Source organism: Actinomadura montaniterrae (assembly GCF_008923365.1).
In the GTDB taxonomy this organism is placed as follows: domain Bacteria; phylum Actinomycetota; class Actinomycetes; order Streptosporangiales; family Streptosporangiaceae; genus Spirillospora; species Spirillospora montaniterrae.
Map to the genome: position 1 here is coordinate 228,810 of NZ_WBMR01000001.1, position 12,498 is coordinate 241,307.

A 12,498-nucleotide genomic window follows, 5' to 3' on the forward strand; every position below is an offset into this window, starting at 1 on the left:
GCCGTGTTCCGAGAAGAAGAGGGATCCCCATGAGCGATCAGGTCCTGGAAGCCGTACAGGCGCTTCTGCCGACGTTGCGGGAGCGCGCCCAACAGACCGAGGACGCCCGGCGAGTCCCGGACGACTCGATCCGGCTGCTGCGCGAGACGGGGTTCTTCAGACTGCTCCAGCCGAAGCGGTACGGGGGGTATGAGGCGGACCTGGTGCCCTTCTACACCGCCGTGAAGGCGATCGCGAGCGTGTGCGGCTCCACCGGCTGGGTCGCCTCCGTCCTGGGCGCGCACGCTTGGCACCTCGCCACCTTCCCCGAGCGGGCGCAGGACGACGTATGGGGCGACGCGCCCGACACCCTGGTCTCCTCCGCCTACGCGCCGGTCGGACGGGCCGTCCGCGTGGACGGCGGCTACCGGCTGTCGGGGACGTGGAGCTTCTCGTCCGGGGTCGACCATGCGGGCGCGGCCATCGTCGGCGGGCTCGTCCTGGACGCCGGCGGCAAGCCGACCGACTGGGTCGCGTTCCTGGTCCCGGCTTCCGACTACCGCGTCGACGACGTGTGGCGCACCGTCGGGCTGCGCGGTACCGGCAGCAACGACATCGTGGTGGAGGACGTGTTCGTCCCGGCGCACCGGGTGCTGCCGTTCAGCGACTCGTTCGCCTGCACGTGCCCCGGCCAGGAGGTCAATACCGCGGCCCTGTACAAGGTGCCGCTGTACTCGCTGATGACGACCACCATCACTACCCCGCTCGTGGGGATGGCCACCGGCGCGTACGCCGCGCACGTGGACCACCAGCGCGCGCGGGTGCGGGCTTTCGGCGGCGGCAAGGCGAAGGACGACCCGTTCGCCAAGGTGCGGGTCGCCGAGGCCGGCAGCGAGATCGACGCCGCCTGGCTGCAGCTCACCCGCAACATCACCGAGGTGCTCGACACCGCCAAGGCGGGACGGCCGATCCCGATCTCGCTGCGGCTGCGGCTGCGCCGCGACCAGGTGCGCGCGGCCGAGCGCTCGATCGCCGCGGTGGACCGGCTGTTCGAGAGCTCGGGTGCGTCCGCGCTCGCCGAAGGCACCCCGATTCAGCGGTTCTGGCGGGACGCCCACGCCGCCCGCGTGCACGTGGCCAACGACCCCGAGGCGGCGCTGAAGCTGTTCGGCGACGGCGAGTTCGGCGAGCAGGTCACCGCCGGCATGTTGTGACCGGCACCGCCCACGCACAGGAGGCAGCCATGAGCCACCCGACCGAACTCGCCCTCGACCCGACCGACACCGCCACGTTCCGCCACGTCCTCGGACATTTCTGCACTGGAGTCGTCATCGTCACGGCGATGGACGGCGACAGCCCCGCCGGGTTCGCCTGCCAGTCGTTCTCAGCGCTGTCCCTGGACCCGCCACTGGTGCTCTTCTGCCCCGCCCGCACCTCCCGGACCTGGCCCGTGATCGAGCGGGCCGGGCGCTTCGCGGTCAACGTCCTCGCCCATTCCCAGCGCGAGGTGAGCGCGGTGTTCGGCCGCAGCCGGCCGGACAAGTTCACCGCGACCGGCTGGCGGCCCTCGCCCGGCGGCGCACCGGTGCTCGACTCCGTGCCGGCATGGCTGGACTGCACTCTGGAAGCCGTGCACGACGGCGGCGACCACGTCATCGCCGTCGGCCGAGTGACCGCTCTGGGCACCGGCCCATCCGATCGGCCGCTGCTGTTCTACCGGGGCGGCTACACGGTGACCGAGAGCGCGCCGGTCCCCACCGTCTCGCAGGAGGAGTTCATCACCTGGGTCCGCCCCGGCGACTGGCTCTGACCTCCAAAAACGCCGGCTCGGCTCCCGATCCCCGAGAGCCGAGCCGGAAACCCGGCGCAACCAGATGGCCGTGGTGTTCGTAGCGGATGGTCAGGCGCCGATAGCCCAGCAGCCGGGCGAGCGTGCGTTCGATCTTCCACCGACACCGGCTGAGCCGCTCGGAGGAGTCGATGCCCGGCGTGCGATGCGCGGGATGACACCCCGTCGGCGGAGCCAGTGCCGTGGTCGGCGGAGTCGTAGGCCTTATCGGCCCGGGCCTTGGCCGGGCGTGAGCCGGGGAAGAAGATGTCGGTGCCGTGGAAGCTGTGGCGTGCTCGGCCTTGCCCGCGTGCGCGGGCGGCGATGGCGTCCAGCGACGGGGGGAGAACAGTTCGACGACATCACCACGCCCTACCAGACGCGGGCTCCAAGCTCCTGGTCGAAACCGCCATCGAGACCGGCCTGCGCTGGGGCGAACTCACCGAACTCCGCGGCCGCGACCTCAAAACCCGCTCCCGCCTCCTGACGGTCAGCCGCGTCGTCGTGGAACTCAACCCGAAATTCCACCCCGAGGGCAAACGCTTCCTCGTCAAGGACTACCCCAAAGACAAGGAGTGGCGCCGTTTCAAGCTCAGCGACCAGATCGTCGCCAAACTCGAAGACCACATCATCGAAGAGGAGCTCGGCACCGACGGGCTCCTGTTCGTCTACCAGCCGGAAACCGCGAACGAGGAGCGGCCCACCCCGCTCGACCCCGAGGCACTCGGCTGGACCGAAGAGAACGCCAAGGGACGCCGAAACCGCCACGGCACGCTGAGCGCCTACAACGCCGCCAAGTGCCGCTGCGAGCACTGCAGGCGAGCATTCGCCGAATACCGCGCCCGCCGCCGAGCCGACGGCAAGGACAACCCCCGCCAACCCCGCCGCCGCGAAACCGACGGCCACGTCCCCGCCAACTGGTTCCGCAACAAGATCTGGAAGCCCGCCCTCAAGAAGGCCGACCTGGACCCCAAGGTCCGCATCCACGACCTCCGCCACGCCCACGCATCCTGGCTACTGGCCGGCGGCGCCGACCTCCAAGTCGTCAAAGAACGCCTCGGCCACGGATCCATCTCCACCACCGAGCGCTACCTCCACACCCTCGACGACGCCGACGACACCGCCCTCGCCGCCTTCGATAAAATCCGCAGCCGCCGCCGCACCGACTAATGCACTAAGCGTTCTGCTCGAAGTGGGACGACCAAGGAGACGTCAGACGGAAGTGAGCGCCCGCTATGTCTGTCTCATCCTGCGGCGATGCTGGGTTGCGCAACCTCCGGATTAAAGTCCGAAACTGTCGTATCGGAGCGGCCTCTTCGGTGTCGGCTGGTGTCGATCCGTCCGCATCGAGCCCGATTCGCGTGCCGCGCGGTGCCGCCGCGTGCTGGTACGGTTCGGAACCGCCGAGCCGACAACGAGCCGACGTGGACCGTTGGCGGTCTCGTGGCTTGCTCATCGACGGCCCTGTCTGACCAGCATGGATGGAGTTTTCGGCAAGCGCACCGTACTCCAGTTGCATGAAATGCCGGAACTCCTCGGTTGACACCTCGGGCCGCTTGCGGATCACCGTCAGCATCGTGAACAACTCGCACTTCCTCAAACGTTTGGGTGGGCCTGGTCAGCCGGGCGGGGCTTGGTCAGCCGGGATCGGTCGTGTGGTCGATGGTGGGGAAGGTGTCCATCCACAGGATTTCGAGTCGGCGGTGGACGATGAGCCAGCCTTCGGGGCGGCGTTCGAGCCGGTCGACGAAGAAGCCGGTCTGGATGAGGTTCCAGCCCGCCTGGCCGCTGTGGCCTTGGTGGGTGTGGATGTGCGGGGTGCGGGCTGTTGCGGTGTCGCCGTCGATGTGGACGGTGGGCACGCCCTCGAAGTGCTGCCAGTGCTCGATGCCGCTCATCGAGCCGCCCGGTCCGCGCATGGCGTGGGCGAGGTCTTTGTAGGTCACGCCGTCCAGAGGGGCGCCGGTGACCGAGTAGTCCACGGTGGCGCCGGGTGCGAACACCTGGTCCCATTCGGCCAGCACGTCGTTGTCGCCGTCCTGATGCAGATCCTGGCCGAGCCCGTAGCGGGTCACCAGGTCCTGGATCTCGATCCGGTCGGTGAGGTAGCGCAGCCGCTCCTCGACGGAACGGTCGTCTCCGGTGGGTGTCGTCGGTGTGCTCATGACTTCGGCTCTTTTCAACACTCGATATGGGTGGTCGCCGCGTATGGGTGGGTGGCACGCGCAGGCTCGTGTGACGCTCCGGCCGGCGGGCCGCCAGGGCGGTGGTTCAGGGCAGGAGCAGGAGTTTGCCGGTGGTCGCGCGTGATTCGATGTCGCGGTGGGCTTGGGCGGCGTCCTTGAGCGGGTAGCGCCTGCCGATCTCGACGCGGAGCCGGCCCTGGCGGACGAGCTGGAACAGCTCGGCGGTGTGGGCCAGGAGCGTGTCACGGGTGGGGATGTGGTCGCGGAACACCGGGTAGCAGATCTTGATGCTGTTGGGCAGTTCGCGCATGTTCACCACGGGCGGGTCGCCGATGACGGCGCCGTAGTAGAGCAGGGTGCCGTGCCTGCGCAGGACCTGCATCGATGCCCGGAAGGTCGTCTCTCCGGCGCCGTCGAACACGGTGTGCACGCCCTGGCCGCCGGTGAGGTCCAGGACAGGATCGACGAAGGCGGCGCCGGTGCAGACCAGCACGTGGTCGGCTCCGGCCTGCCGGGCGACCTCGGCTTTGGTCTCGCTGGAGGTCAGGCCGATGACGGTGCCGCCGCGGGCTTTGATGAGCTGGGTGAGTTTTTGCCCGAGTCCGCCGGCCGCCGCGTGGACCAGGGTGGTGTGGCCCGGTTCCACGGGTGCGGCCTCGGTGGTGAAGTGGTGGGCGGTGATGCCCTGCATCATGATGCTCGCCGCGACCTCTTCGGTCACGTCGTCGGGGACGGGCACGGCGCTGGCGGCGGGCATCACCACCTGCTCGGCGTAGGAGCCGTAGGCGTACACCCAAGCGACCCGGTCGCCGACGGCGAACTCGGTCACGCCCTCGCCGAGCGCGCTGACCCGCCCCGCACCTTCCACACCGGGGACGAACGGCACCTGGCCCACAGCGGGGCCGAGCCGGCGCGCCCCGGTGTCCATGAAGTTCACGCCGGCCGCGCTGACCCGGACGCTGATCTCGCCTGGGCCGGGACGCGGGTCCGGTCGTTCGGCGATCCGTAGTTCCTCCGGCCCGCCCAGCTGCTCCACCACAATCGCCTGCATCGTCATACCTTCCTGATCGCTAGTCGCCTCACGAAATGGACCGGCAAGTCCCACCGCGCTGGTCCGCGCACGGACGATCACTCGCCGGGCTTCCAGGGCAGGACGTCGCCGTTGCGGACGAGCTGCCCGTAGTGGCCGGGGTCGACGGGACCCAGGGCCAGATCGAGCAGGGGGACGGCGGCGTCGGCGGGGCTGGGCGCGCCGCTGACGTCCCACCACATGCCGGAGGTCGGGGTGTTCATCATGCCGGGGCATACCGCGGCCAGCAGGACGCCCCGCGCGGCGTCGCGCTCGCGGCGCTGGTGGGCGAGGGCGCGGACGGCGGCGACCTGCCCGATCTTGGAGGGGATGTTGACGAAACCCGGCCAGGCGCCGCCGCGGGCGGACCCGTCGGCGACGGCGTCCCGCCACGCCGCGACCTGCTCGTCGACCTCGTCCAGCGAGGTCAAGCCGTCGAAACGGTCGTGCAGCACCGGCGCCAGGTAATGCAGCGTGCCCAGCGAGCTCGCCACGACGATCAGGCGCCCGCCCTCGCGCAGCAGCGGCGCGAACGCCCGCAGCACGCGGGTGGTGCCGAAGTTGTTGACCTCGGCGTACTCGGTGACGATCTTGCGCGGGTCGTCGTCGGGCCCGACCCGCATGACGGCGTTGCCGAACACGACGTCCACGCCGCCGTGCCGCTCTCGCAGCCGTCCGGCGAGCCGGTCGGCGGCGTGCGGGTCGGCCACGTCCAGCAGCTCGCCGCGGACCTGGGCGCCGCCGCCCGGCACCGCGTCCACGGCGCAGTTGACCCGGTCCAGGTCGCGTCCGGTCAGGTAGACGGTGTCGCGCGGCGACAGGCGTTGCGCGAGCCCCTCGGCCAGAGCCAGGCCCAGGCCCTGGGTGGCGCCGGTGATCAGGGCGACTCTCGGTGCGGTCTCCGGGGCGATGGTCATGATGCCTCCACAGCTTGAGCGAGCGGGGTGCGGGCGAGCAGGGTCTGTGACAGCGTCCACAGGCGCTGGGCCCCGTCGGGGTCCAGGGCGTAGCGGGCCACTCCGTGCAGCGGCGGCGTGTCGCCGCGGCGGTCGATGGTCTCGGTCTCGTTGCAGTCGACGAAGTACCGGCCGCCGACGCCGTCCAGCAGCGGCGAGGTCGCCAGCAGCACGGAGGTGGCCGCGCCCTGCTCCACGGTCTTGATCAGCTCCGGCGGGACGCGGCCGCTGCCGCGGCCGCCGGTGTGGCGCTGCAGGCCCGTGTAGATCGCGCCGGGCATCAGCGCGTTGGCGGTGATGCCGTCGCGGGCCCAGCGGCGGGTCGCCTCGACCGCGAACAGCACGTTCGCGGTCTTGGACTGCCCGTAGGCCAGCCACGGGTCATAGGGGCGGAAGGCGAAGTTCACATCGTCGAACACCACCGGGGACATCTGGTGGCCGGTGGAGCTGACCACCACGATGCGCGCCGCGCCGTCGGCCGCCAACGCCGCGTGCAGCCCGGTCGCCAGCGCGAAGTGCCCCAGATGGTTGGTGGCGAACTGCAGCTCCCACCCCTGCGGGGTGTACTGCTCGGGGCAGGCCATCACGCCGGCGTTGTTGACCAGGATGTGCAGCGGCCCGTCCCAGGACGCGGTGAACGCCGCCACCGACGCCGGGTCGGCCAGATCCAGCGCCGCGACCCGCACCGCCGCGTTCCCGGTGGTTGAGGTGATGCCGGCGGCGACGCGCCGCCCCGCGCCGGTGTCGCGCACGGCCAGGGTGACCTCGGCGCCGGCCGCGGCCAGCGCCCGCGCCGTCTCCACGCCGATGCCCGAGGACGCCCCCGTGACCACGGCGCGACGCCCCGCCAGATCGATGCCCGCGGCGACCTCGGCCGCCGAACTGGCGAATCCGAAAGGAGTTCGTATCAAGCTCATACGCCCAGGCTAGGAAGCCGCAAGGCATTCCACCAGCGAGAATGTCTCAGCCCTGGTATGTGTAAATGTCATGGCCTTCACCGACGCCTCGCTCACCGCGCTGCGGGTGTTCCGCGAAGTGGCCGAGCGCGGCACCCTCACCGCGGCCGCCACCGCCCTCGGCTACACCCAGTCCGCGGTGTCCCGCCAGATCGCCTCACTGGAACGCGCGGCCGGCACCCCGCTGCTGCACCGCCGCCACGACGGCGTGCGCCTCACCCCCGCCGGGCAGATCGTCCTGCGCCGCGCCGCCACCGTCGTCGACCAGCTCGACGCCACCGCGCGGGAACTGGCCGGGCTGCCCGACGAACACGCCACCGTCCGGCTCGGCTGGTTCACCAGCGCCGGCGCCTGGCTCCTGCCCACCGCCCTGACCGCCCTGCACCGCACCCACCCGGCCATCACCGTCACCACCCGCGAAGGCAGCACTCCCGCCCTGGTCCGCGCGCTGCGCGCCGGCACCATCGACCTGGCGCTGCTGGCCTCCGCACCGCCGTTCCGCCCGCCCGACGACCAGACCCCCGCCCTGGTCCTGCGCACACTCACCGAACGCGGCCTGCGCGTCGCCGTCCCCGAAACCCACCCGCTCGCCCGGGGCGAGGCGATCGACGTCACCGACCTGCACGGTCAACGCTGGATCGCCGGCACCGGCCAGGAGCGGGTCATGGGCGTATGGCCCGGACTGGACGAACGACCCCACATCGCCCACACCGCCCGCGACTGGCTCGCCAAAGTCCACCTGGTCGCCGCCGGCCTCGGCATCACCACCGTCCCCGCCGCCCTCACCCCCGCCATGCCCCCAGGGGTCCGCGTCCTGCCCGTCCGAGGCGGCCCCGCCGAACAACGACGCATCCTGCTCGCCCACCTCCCCCGCCCACTCCCACAACCCGCCGCCCGCCTCGCCGACGCCCTCCGCACCGCCGCCCTCCAAACCGACGTCTCACCCTGACCCCACCCCCGCAAGCCCAGTACGCCGCAACCGAGGGCAGGGACAACACCCTGCGGCGGATGCTGCACGAATCAACAACCCCCCGCCGATGAGCTCCAGGCGCTCAACATCACCGGGATGTATCCCGGCTCAGGGCTGGTGGACGCGGCGGGTCGGTCACCGCCGAATTCCTGCGCCGCCGGCTCGGCGCCCGTGCCGCGGGAGCGGCCGCGAGCTGACGCGCCGCGGCCGTCCACGCGCCGTCTCGTGGACGTCCGTCATCCGTCGCCGAGCACCACCGTCTTGTGTGGCGTCGAGGCGGTGACGAGGTCGTCGTTGAGGACCAGGGCACCGCCGGCCGCGCTCTGGATGCCGTACAGGTGATCGGGCCGGGGGAGCGTCGGGGACACGCGGGCCAGCAGCGCGCCGGTCCGGGCGTCGTTGACCTCGACGTGGTCGACGATCTCTCCGCCGTGGTCGCTGGTGAGGGTGTAGACGCGTCCGTCGGCGACGGCCATCGGGGACCTGAGCTGCGTCGTCTCGTCGGCGCCGGGGAAGGGGAAGCTCCAGAGCCGGCGCCCGGAGACCGGGTCGGTGGCGCAGATCCCGTCATGGTGGTCTCGATGGGAGTGAATCCGGCACGGGCCATAACCGGTCTCGGCGTCGAAGATCTTGCCGTCGCCGTCGATGGGCTGGCGGTGCTCACCGAGCTCCGCGCCGGTCGTGGCGTCGTAGACGGCCTCCCGTTCCAGTGTCCAGACCACCATTCTGTTGCGGTCGAGGGCGTCGACCTTGATGGGAAGCTCGCGGGCGTGCTCCCTGCCCGGCCACCAGCTCGCGAAGCTCTTGCTCCACCGGCGGCGTCCGGTGTCGGCGTCGTAGCCTTCCAGCAGCAGCCCGGTCTCCGGGCACTGGCGGCGGAGGATCAGCGTGGTTCCGATGGTGCCGTCCACTCCCTCATCGCACCGGTCGCGCAGCCGCCAGCGCCGGTGACCCGTCGCCGGGTCCAGCACGCTCAGGTCCCGGTAGGCGGGTATGGCGACCATCCGGCCGATGTAGGACGAGCCGCGGTCCAGCACGACCGGATCGCCGGGGACCGTACGGTCCCAGCGCACCTTGCCCGTCCGCACGTCGAGCATCATGGCCGTCATCGGCGCCTCGGTGTCGTCGGTGTCGTGGTCGACATGGGCCCACACCGTCAGCAGCCGTCCGGTGGACGGGTCGAGGTCGGCGTCGACCAGTTGGTGATCGCGGCGGGTGAGCCGCCAGTAGGTGGTGGACGGCCGGACGCCGGACGCCGTCACCGAGCCGGAGTTGCGGGCCGCCCGGATCACGATGCCGCGGTAGGTCAGGACATCGAACGGATAGGTCATGACCACGTGCTGCGGGTGTTGCGGGGCCTGGGCGGCGATCGGGGTCGGGAAGGAGCCGTGCGGGCCGTCCATCGTCCAGTCCGGGCGGTTGTGGCGGGCGTCCCATTGCAGCCACAGCCCGGAGGCGCCCACCATGATCCCGGCGGTGACCGCGGCGGTGGCGGGCGACGGGACGCGCACCCGGCGGCGGGGCGTGACCGGCTCGGGGGTGGCCGGCTCAGGGGTGACCGGTCCGGCCTGGCCGCCGGTGCGGAGCGCGGACTCCAGCCGCTCCAGGCGTTCGAGTCGCTGCACCGCCGAGGCCGGGGTGACGATCGCCGCGCCGACCAGGACGACCGCGGTGCCCAGCGTCTGCTCGTCGTGGGATGCGATGAGCATGGCCGCGCTCATGACGAGCACCGCCACCGGCACCCCCAGGTACAGCCACCCGCACCGGCGGATCCGGCGGCGCGTGAACGCGCTCAGCGCGAGCGTCGGCTCGTCTAGGGCCGGGTCGGCGGGCGGGACGCATTTGCGGACCGCGCGTGCCACCGCAGCCCGCTCGGTGACGGGCAGCCGCCGGACCGGTTCGGGGAGCTTGCGGCTCTGCCAGCACCGGTCGCCGAGCCGGCTCAGCATTCCGCGCGGCGGGGACGGCGACGTGGGGGCTGTTCTGGGCGGACCGCGAGCTCGGGCATGCCACCGTTTCCAGACGTTCGACGGGATTCGGCGCGGGGTGATCCACTTATACAGGATCAGTCCGACATCGTCCGTCAGATGCGTCAGGAAGGGCGGTCCGGTTTCGTGCGGCCGGTCGCAGGCCGGTGGGCGGTCAGCCGGCGGGGGCGAGGCGGACGGGGAAGCCGCCGGTCGCGATGCGGCCCCAGCGGTCGATGGTGATGCAGATGAGGGACTTGTCCTGGCGGCGCATCGCCTCGCTGCACTCCTCCCAGTCGGGGCCTCGCCGGCCAGGTGCGGGCACCCGGCGGCGGGGTGAGGGGACGGGCTCGCAGCGGCCCGTCCCTCACCGCCCGACGGTCACTAGCGGCGTCTCGCATGCCGGGCAGCGGGTAGTGATCGGTGGGTGGCCGAGTGCCGGTTCACTCTCGACGACTCCGACAAGATCATCATCTTGGACGGCGAGATCTACCAGCTTCAACTCGTCTCCCCCTTGATCTCATGCCGCCCGGCTGGCCCGGTGGGGGCGGGGCCTCGGGCATCAGTCGTCGTCGCGCGTCGGCGCGCGGGGGCGGTTACTCGCTTTCGGTGGTGCGCTCGAGGGCTCGCGCGCGTTCCTCGGCGGCGCAGGCGCGTTCGGTGGCGGCGCCGAGCTGCTCGCGCACGGCCGCGGAGTCCGCGCGCGCGTCCTCCAGCGCGCGGCGCATGAATTCTCAAAGGGGTAAGCCCTTTCGTGTTTGACGTGCTCACCCGAGCACGTGGACAAAAAGATCCGCAGGTGGTGCGGCTTTGCTGCCCGTCTGCCGTGGCTTCGCGCGTGGCCCTGCTTGACCATTTGCGGAGCGTCTCGACGGACGGGACGAGGCTCACAATCCTCCAGTGAGTGAGGGGCTGCAACCGAATCAAGCTCGACAAGAACTCCTTGGAACGCGGGGCTTCCGCAGGATCGTAGGGAACCGTGCTATGCAAGCGAGTTCGCCGGTGTTCACGCCTGTTAAAGGCTGTTAAATCTCGTTAGATCTGTGCATCAGATTCGATACTTGCCGGGGCCATGTGTGTTAATTAATGAGCCCTGATTAAGAAGGGGTACGCCCTGGGCCAGATTGCTTCGCAGGTGGTGCGCTGATCAAGCTCTGACGGGCACGAATGTTGTATCCGTGCCGACTGGCTGCTTCCGGACGGTACACACCTCGGGCCCGGTCGGATCGTCTCCGGCCGGGCCTGACGCGTCCTCGCGACACCGCGGCGAGGTCTCCCCCTGTCGATCACGGCAGCGGGCTACGGTCGGGGGCCGTGCACCGGATCCGCGACGCCGTCGCCCCCCCTCCGCCAACCCGGATACCGCTCCTATTTCAGCGGTCGGATGATCAGCGTTCTCGGGTCGACCGTCGCCCCGCTCGCCCTGGCCGCCGCGCTCTCCGGCGGCCGCCACGGCGGCACGCACACCGCGCTGGTCCTGGCGACCGAGTACGTCCTGTACCTGGCCGCGATGCCGATCATGGGACTGCGCGTCGACCGGTCCACCAACCTGCGGGCCGTCCTGGTGACCTCCCAGCTCGGTGCCGCAGCCGGGCAGATCGCCGAAGCGGCCCTGCTGTTGGCCGGCGTCCGCAGTGTCGTGCCGATCGCGGTCGCCGCCGGCGCCGGAGCGATCGCGGCGAGCCTGTCGACCGTCACCGGGATGCGGCTCGTCCCGCAGCTGCTCGACCGGACGCTGCTGCAGCAGGCCAACGCGACGCTGCGGGTCGTGCAGATGTCGCTGGCCGTCTTCGGGCCCGCCGTCGCCGGCATCCTTATCGGGATCGTCAACCCCGGGTGGCTGATCGCCTGGGATGCCTGCACCTTTCTTCTTGCCGCGCTGGTCTTCGCCCGTCTCCCGATCCCCTCGGACGGCGGAGACACTGTGGTGTACTCGGGAAAAGGACGGGCGGGGGAGACGCTGCCGCCCGTGACGCTCGCCGAGGGACTGCGGGCCTTCGCCGCACGGCGGTGGCTGATCGCGCTGTCCCTATCGGAGGCGGTCGGGCAAGCGGCGTTCCAAGCCGGATTCATCCTGGGCCCTCTGTTCGCCGCCCGCACGCTCGGAGGCGCTGGCGGGTGGGGTTTGATCAACGCTGGACTCGCAGCAGGGAGCGCGGTCGGCGCGGTGGCCGCGCTGCTCGCCCGCGTCGACCGGGCCGGATGGGCGATCTCGGGCGGCCAGGCCGCGATGGCCATGGGGTTCCTGGCCATGGGAACCGGCTGCCCGCTGCCCGTCATCGTCGCCGCGACCGCGCTCGGCGGGGCCCTGGCCGGGCCGGGCGGAGTCGCCCGACGCAGCGTCGTCCAGGTCCACGTCCCGCATCAGCAGCTCGGCCGGGTCGCCGGCCACATCGAGACCATCAGCTCCGTCCCGATCCCACTGGCCTACCTCGCCGCGGGCCGCGCCGCCGACACCATCGGCGCCCGCCCGGTGATGGCGGTCTGCGCGGCAGTGATGCTCGCCGCGGGCACGGCGCCGCTGCTGCTGCGCGAGTTCCGGCACCTCCGCCTCGAGCAGCCCGTCGCGGTGGAGTCCGCGTAGGAG

The 12,498-nt window shown here is 71.2% G+C and carries 12 protein-coding genes and 1 pseudogene; 5 read left to right on the plus strand and 8 right to left on the minus strand.

Features of this window, described 5'->3' with window-relative positions; all coding sequences use genetic code 11:
* Window positions 1-29 precede the first annotated feature (29 nt).
* Both hsaA and hsaB read left to right on the plus strand, forming a co-directional pair.
* Window positions 30-1,193, plus strand: a complete 1,164-nt coding sequence (gene hsaA / locus F9B16_RS01070) for a 3-hydroxy-9,10-secoandrosta-1,3,5(10)-triene-9,17-dione monooxygenase oxygenase subunit (protein WP_151537878.1) — start codon at window positions 30-32, stop codon at window positions 1,191-1,193.
* A gap of 29 nt (window positions 1,194-1,222) precedes the next feature.
* The gene (gene hsaB, locus F9B16_RS01075) at window positions 1,223-1,789 is read left to right on the plus strand and encodes a 3-hydroxy-9,10-secoandrosta-1,3,5(10)-triene-9,17-dione monooxygenase reductase subunit (protein ID WP_151537879.1); all 567 of its coding nucleotides are present in this window, start codon (window positions 1,223-1,225) and stop codon (window positions 1,787-1,789) included.
* Window positions 1,790-1,850: 61 nt separating this feature from the next.
* Here the strand turns inward: hsaB and F9B16_RS52260 are convergent.
* Window positions 1,851-2,067 (minus strand): annotated as a pseudogene (locus tag F9B16_RS52260) (IS5/IS1182 family transposase); the annotation flags it as partial.
* A gap of 13 nt (window positions 2,068-2,080) precedes the next feature.
* Here F9B16_RS52260 and F9B16_RS01080 point away from each other — a divergent pair.
* Complete coding sequence (locus tag F9B16_RS01080; RefSeq protein WP_225991226.1) at window positions 2,081-2,977, plus strand: tyrosine-type recombinase/integrase; 897 nt, start codon at window positions 2,081-2,083, stop codon at window positions 2,975-2,977.
* Between the two features lie 467 nt (window positions 2,978-3,444).
* Here F9B16_RS01080 and F9B16_RS01090 read toward each other — a convergent pair whose 3' ends face one another.
* The 4 genes from F9B16_RS01090 to F9B16_RS01105 form a co-directional block, all read right to left on the minus strand.
* Complete coding sequence (locus F9B16_RS01090) at window positions 3,445-3,972, minus strand: nuclear transport factor 2 family protein (RefSeq protein ID WP_151537881.1); 528 nt, start codon at window positions 3,970-3,972, stop codon at window positions 3,445-3,447.
* A gap of 106 nt (window positions 3,973-4,078) precedes the next feature.
* On the minus strand, window positions 4,079-5,044 hold the full coding sequence (locus F9B16_RS01095) for a quinone oxidoreductase family protein (RefSeq protein WP_151537882.1): 966 nt from the start codon (window positions 5,042-5,044) through the stop codon (window positions 4,079-4,081).
* A gap of 77 nt (window positions 5,045-5,121) precedes the next feature.
* Window positions 5,122-5,979 (minus strand): SDR family NAD(P)-dependent oxidoreductase, encoded by an 858-nt coding sequence (locus F9B16_RS01100; RefSeq protein WP_151537883.1) that lies wholly within the window; start codon window positions 5,977-5,979, stop codon window positions 5,122-5,124.
* A complete protein-coding gene (locus tag F9B16_RS01105) occupies window positions 5,976-6,935 on the minus strand; it encodes an SDR family NAD(P)-dependent oxidoreductase (protein ID WP_151537884.1) in 960 nt (319 codons plus the stop codon). The genes F9B16_RS01100 and F9B16_RS01105 overlap by 4 nt, the downstream gene beginning before the upstream one ends.
* A 70-nt stretch (window positions 6,936-7,005) precedes the next feature.
* Here F9B16_RS01105 and F9B16_RS01110 point away from each other — a divergent pair, with 70 nt between their 5' ends.
* Window positions 7,006-7,923 carry a LysR family transcriptional regulator gene (locus F9B16_RS01110; protein ID WP_151537885.1) on the plus strand — a complete coding sequence of 306 codons (918 nt, stop codon included), beginning with the start codon at window positions 7,006-7,008 and terminating at the stop codon, window positions 7,921-7,923.
* Window positions 7,924-8,180: 257 nt separating this feature from the next.
* Here F9B16_RS01110 and F9B16_RS01115 read toward each other — a convergent pair whose 3' ends face one another.
* The 3 genes from F9B16_RS01115 to F9B16_RS53465 form a co-directional block, all read right to left on the minus strand.
* Window positions 8,181-9,893 (minus strand): PQQ-binding-like beta-propeller repeat protein, encoded by a 1,713-nt coding sequence (locus F9B16_RS01115; RefSeq protein ID WP_151537886.1) that lies wholly within the window; start codon window positions 9,891-9,893, stop codon window positions 8,181-8,183.
* A 193-nt stretch (window positions 9,894-10,086) separates the two neighbouring features.
* A complete protein-coding gene (locus F9B16_RS01120) occupies window positions 10,087-10,236 on the minus strand; it encodes a hypothetical protein (protein ID WP_404800470.1) in 150 nt (49 codons plus the stop codon).
* Window positions 10,237-10,507: 271 nt separating this feature from the next.
* The gene (locus F9B16_RS53465) at window positions 10,508-10,639 is read right to left on the minus strand and encodes a hypothetical protein (RefSeq protein WP_264159655.1); all 132 of its coding nucleotides are present in this window, start codon (window positions 10,637-10,639) and stop codon (window positions 10,508-10,510) included.
* Between the two features lie 656 nt (window positions 10,640-11,295).
* Between F9B16_RS53465 and F9B16_RS01125 the strand changes: the two genes are divergently transcribed.
* On the plus strand, window positions 11,296-12,495 hold the full coding sequence (locus F9B16_RS01125; RefSeq protein ID WP_151537887.1) for an MFS transporter: 1,200 nt from the start codon (window positions 11,296-11,298) through the stop codon (window positions 12,493-12,495).
* Window positions 12,496-12,498 lie beyond the last annotated feature (3 nt).

Excerpts from the sequence above, each read along its gene's own strand:
- hsaA (WP_151537878.1), top strand. The coding sequence starts at position 30 with ATGAGCGATCAGGTCCTGGAAGCCGTACAGGCGCTTCTGCCGACGTTG.
- hsaB (WP_151537879.1), top strand. The coding sequence starts at position 1,223 with ATGAGCCACCCGACCGAACTCGCCCTCGACCCGACCGACACCGCCACG.
- F9B16_RS01090 (WP_151537881.1), bottom strand. The coding sequence starts at position 3,972 with ATGAGCACACCGACGACACCCACCGGAGACGACCGTTCCGTCGAGGAG.
- F9B16_RS01095 (WP_151537882.1), bottom strand. The coding sequence starts at position 5,044 with ATGCAGGCGATTGTGGTGGAGCAGCTGGGCGGGCCGGAGGAACTACGG.
- F9B16_RS01100 (WP_151537883.1), bottom strand. The coding sequence starts at position 5,979 with ATGACCATCGCCCCGGAGACCGCACCGAGAGTCGCCCTGATCACCGGC.
- F9B16_RS01105 (WP_151537884.1), bottom strand. The coding sequence starts at position 6,935 with ATGAGCTTGATACGAACTCCTTTCGGATTCGCCAGTTCGGCGGCCGAG.
- F9B16_RS01110 (WP_151537885.1), top strand. The coding sequence starts at position 7,006 with ATGGCCTTCACCGACGCCTCGCTCACCGCGCTGCGGGTGTTCCGCGAA.
- F9B16_RS01115 (WP_151537886.1), bottom strand. The coding sequence starts at position 9,893 with ATGCTGAGCCGGCTCGGCGACCGGTGCTGGCAGAGCCGCAAGCTCCCC.
- F9B16_RS53465 (WP_264159655.1), bottom strand. The coding sequence starts at position 10,639 with ATGCGCCGCGCGCTGGAGGACGCGCGCGCGGACTCCGCGGCCGTGCGC.
- F9B16_RS01125 (WP_151537887.1), top strand. The coding sequence starts at position 11,296 with ATGATCAGCGTTCTCGGGTCGACCGTCGCCCCGCTCGCCCTGGCCGCC.